This window comes from Wolbachia endosymbiont of Mansonella ozzardi (assembly GCF_020278625.1).
Lineage (GTDB): Bacteria > Pseudomonadota > Alphaproteobacteria > Rickettsiales > Anaplasmataceae > Wolbachia.
In genome coordinates this window covers 1-3,593 of sequence record NZ_JADAKK010000073.1, presented here as the reverse complement: position 1 = coordinate 3,593, position 3,593 = coordinate 1, and the positions used below count along the sequence as shown (strand labels likewise).

Genomic DNA, 3,593 nt, shown 5'->3' with positions numbered 1-3,593 from the left:
TGTACAAAGAGGAAGCTATTCTTGAATGCAAACTTGAAGAAGGTATGAAGAAAGGCATCCGCAAATTGGCGAAGAACGCGGCATCCAGATCGGTGAAGAAAGAGGCGAAAAACAGGCTAAAATAACTGTGGCTAAAAACTACTTAAGGCTGGTGTATCTGTTGATTTAGCAACTGAATCTACTGGCTTTCCTAAAGCTAAAATTGTATAACTTCAGGAAGAAATGGCTTGAGGCCTGGCAGTCCTGTTTCTATTGATTGACTGCTTGTATTACATTACTTAAATTAGTTTCAGGTTTGTCTTTCACCTTCTGGTAACGGATTCTCTCGTTGACTAGAAGAAATAGTAAAACTAACTTTTTGAACGGGTATGAATTGCCTTTTTTCTTCTATAGTATCTTTTTTATCTCTTGGACCCATACACAATACTTAGGCTATCCATTATGTGCCTTTCACATTGTGGTTTATACCAATTCCCATTTACATAAAGCAATAACGAAGAAAAGATCCACACTGAAGCAAGTAGAATAGCGGGGTAGTAGGAATTAATATTGCACGACACCGTTTACTGTAAACTCACCTTTACTCTTATGGTTATCTTTTTATGCTACTTTGTCTGCCTTATTTTGCCACTTTCCTAAGCGAACACATTCATTTCAATTACTCTGCCGCAATTTTGCTCTATCACATTTGCTACATTCAATATTCCAGCTTCATCGTAATAGTTTCCAATTACTTGTAAAGCAAGTGGTAAACCTTCATTGGAAAGTCCAACAGGAACGGAGATAGCAGGTAATCCAGCTAAACTTGCTGGTACGGTGAAGACATCATTGATACACATAATTAGCGGATCTGGCTTTTCATTTAAGCCAAAAGCTTCTGTTGGAGCAGATGGAACAAGTATGTAATCTATTTTTTCAAATGCTTTTATAAAATCATTTCTGATTAATGCTCTAATACATTGTGCTTTTTCGTAATATTCATTGTAGTGACCTGAAGAAAGTGCGTAAGCGCCAATTAAGATTCTTCTTTTTGCCTCTTTTCCAAAACCTTCTGCTCTTGTTAGTGAATACATTTCTTCGAGGGTATCAGCATCGGCTCTGAATCCATAACGCACACCATCATAACGAGCAAGGTTAGATGAAACTTCAGCAGAACAAATTAAATAATAGACTGGTATTGCATATTTAGTGTGTGGCAAGGTAATGTCAACCACTTCAGTACCATTTTCCTTCAGATCGGAAGAAACTTTTTCCCAATGATGGACGATTTCTTCTGAAATTCCATCCATTCTATATTCTTTTGGTATACCAATGCGCTTACCCTTGATATCACCGTTTACAAAATTAGAAAATTTGGGTACTGGCCTTTTACTCGATGTTGAATCTTTGCTATCATAACCACAAATTGTTTCCAGCATTAATGCTGAGTCAGAAACTGAACGAGTAATGACCCCTGCTTGGTCCAGGGAACTTGCAAATGCGATCATACCAAAACGCGAACATCTTCCATAAGTTGGCTTTGCTCCAACTACTCCACAGTAAGCTGCTGGCTGGCGCACAGATCCACCAGTGTCACTTCCGAGTGCTCCAGCGCATAAAAACCCAGCAACCGACGCTGCGGAGCCACCAGATGACCCACCAGGCACAACTTTTTCCCCATCACTTTTTCTAACCCACACGTTTTCAACAGGACCAAAATAGCTATTTGTGTTTGCAGAGCCCATAGCAAATTCGTCCATGTTGAGCTTGCCGAGCATGGCCGCCCCACTTTTTAAAAGCAACTCAGATACTGTAGATTCGTAAGTCGGAACGAAGTTTTCTAGCATTTTTGAGCATGCTGTTGTTTTTACTCCCTTTGTGCAGAATAAATCTTTAACACCAACTGGTATACCCATAAGCGGCATACCACCTTTTTGCTTTAAAAAATGCTCATCAGCGGCTTTAGCAGCTTCTATTGCTATTTCTGGAGTTTTCGTCACAAATGCATTTAATTTCTCACTTTCAACTGCGTTGATGTACGCTTCTACGAGTTCAACAGCAGAAAAATCTTTCCGTTTAAGTCCATCGTGCATTTCTGTAATACTTAGCTTTCTTAATTCATTCATTTATTAATATTCAATTTTTAGCAAGGTATTAATTATAACAACGGTAAGGCGAAAGATCTATACATTTATGGCGGTATAGTACCAATTCTTATTATTAGCAGGTCGAACAGTTAGCGTTAAAAAAGCTTAATTTTGTGGTTGGAAATCAGCTGAAAAAACAACGCCTTAAGCGTGTAGTTGATGCTCACAAGCTTACTATAAGTGGAAATGAACCAATAAGAGATTGATGCTGAGAATATGGTTTGCAAGATTAACGGAGTTGATCAGATGGCTTTATTACAAACGGTTTTAGGGATTTGATATAGTTTACATAAAAATGTTAAAATATAATGAGTTATAGTGTACGATTGATATGGATTCTAAAGCTCGTGTAAATTCTGAAGATCAGTTGAATAGTTTGCTCACTAGTGTAGCCCAGTCTCAAAACAAATCTGTCTTAAAACTATTAATTGAGTTAATGGAAAAGGAAATTGAAGATATAAATTATCTAAAATTGCTGACGAGCGATATAAAGAAAAGAGGATTAGATATCAAGATGTCTTTTGGGACTAGGCCGTATAATATAGAATATTCAGAATCTGTCATAAAAAAAGACATTCCAGCACTTCCAGCAAAGGTAAAGTAAACCCAGCGGTTTTGCTGCAACCTATGAAAGGCTAACTATATAAGCAACTTATTGAAAATCTGAGAACGTTCAGAATGTTTGGGAACGTTCCCTAGACCTCAAAGCTTCAAGGAAGGAAGTTACTTCTATTTAAAACTTCCTTTATAGAACATGAAGACACTTTAGAACCTGAATTAAGAAGGTGTGTTGTTTTTAAACATCTTAATCTTTTCCTGTATACTATTTTTTGATACTTGATTAGAAGCAAAACCAGAATCATGCCCTTTATTAAAACTGGGATTAGATATTTCGTTTTCAGGTATCTTTCTCAGTTCCTTACTTGAGGTGGTTGTTACTGGAATTTTTGTACTGACATGATTACCATTTAACTTTTCTTTATTTTGTGGTACAGTAATAGCTTGTTGTTGATTGGGATGAGATATATTGTTATCTTCAAATATTATTTTTACAGAAGGGGTTGAGGTCTTGTTTGTAAACTAATGGACTTTGGTGATGTTAGTGGCTTCCTTGTATTTAGCTGGTGGTTTGGCAAAGCTACAATTTTGGGCTCTTGTTGTCCTACATCATCAGGTCTGTAACCACTGTCAGGAAGTACTGCTTCTTTTTCATTGTTTAATTGAAGGCTTGAAAACGTTGGGTACTCATCTTCATCATCACTACAATCAGACTCATTTCCAGAACACTCGCTTTCACCGTATAAGAGTTCAATTTCTGCTTTTCTTTCAAGAGTTGAAGCCAAACATTGCAGTGAATTCATAGCAATAAGTTGTCTATTTCCGTTATTACCTGGCTCCTGAGCATCTTCAGACTTATAGCCCTTTTTATGATAGTCAGGAATAATCAAAAAAACACAAAATCTACGA

At 37.0% G+C, this 3,593-nt stretch carries 4 protein-coding genes; 2 read left to right on the top strand and 2 right to left on the bottom strand.

Annotated elements, in window-relative coordinates; translation table 11 throughout:
- Nucleotides 1-635: 635 nt before the first annotated feature.
- The gene (gene gatA, locus IHO40_RS05430; protein WP_225537121.1) at nucleotides 636-2,105 is read right to left on the bottom strand and encodes an Asp-tRNA(Asn)/Glu-tRNA(Gln) amidotransferase subunit GatA; all 1,470 of its coding nucleotides are present in this window, start codon (nucleotides 2,103-2,105) and stop codon (nucleotides 636-638) included.
- Between the two features lie 237 nt (nucleotides 2,106-2,342).
- Here gatA and IHO40_RS06145 point away from each other — a divergent pair, with 237 nt between their 5' ends.
- Entirely contained in the window at nucleotides 2,343-2,405 is a 63-nt protein-coding gene (locus IHO40_RS06145; protein ID WP_368666784.1) for a hypothetical protein, read from the top strand.
- Between the two features lie 52 nt (nucleotides 2,406-2,457).
- On the top strand, nucleotides 2,458-2,730 hold the full coding sequence (locus tag IHO40_RS05425; RefSeq protein WP_225537120.1) for a hypothetical protein: 273 nt from the start codon (nucleotides 2,458-2,460) through the stop codon (nucleotides 2,728-2,730).
- A 445-nt stretch (nucleotides 2,731-3,175) separates the two neighbouring features.
- Here IHO40_RS05425 and IHO40_RS05420 read toward each other — a convergent pair.
- Nucleotides 3,176-3,593 (bottom strand): hypothetical protein (locus tag IHO40_RS05420; protein WP_225537119.1); only part of this gene is annotated, 418 nt, incomplete at its 5' end.

What these genes read in the sequence shown, in the direction of transcription:
- gatA (WP_225537121.1), bottom strand. Translation starts at nt 2,105, where the DNA reads ATGAATGAATTAAGAAAGCTAAGTATTACAGAAATGCACGATGGACTT.
- IHO40_RS05425 (WP_225537120.1), top strand. Translation starts at nt 2,458, where the DNA reads ATGGATTCTAAAGCTCGTGTAAATTCTGAAGATCAGTTGAATAGTTTG.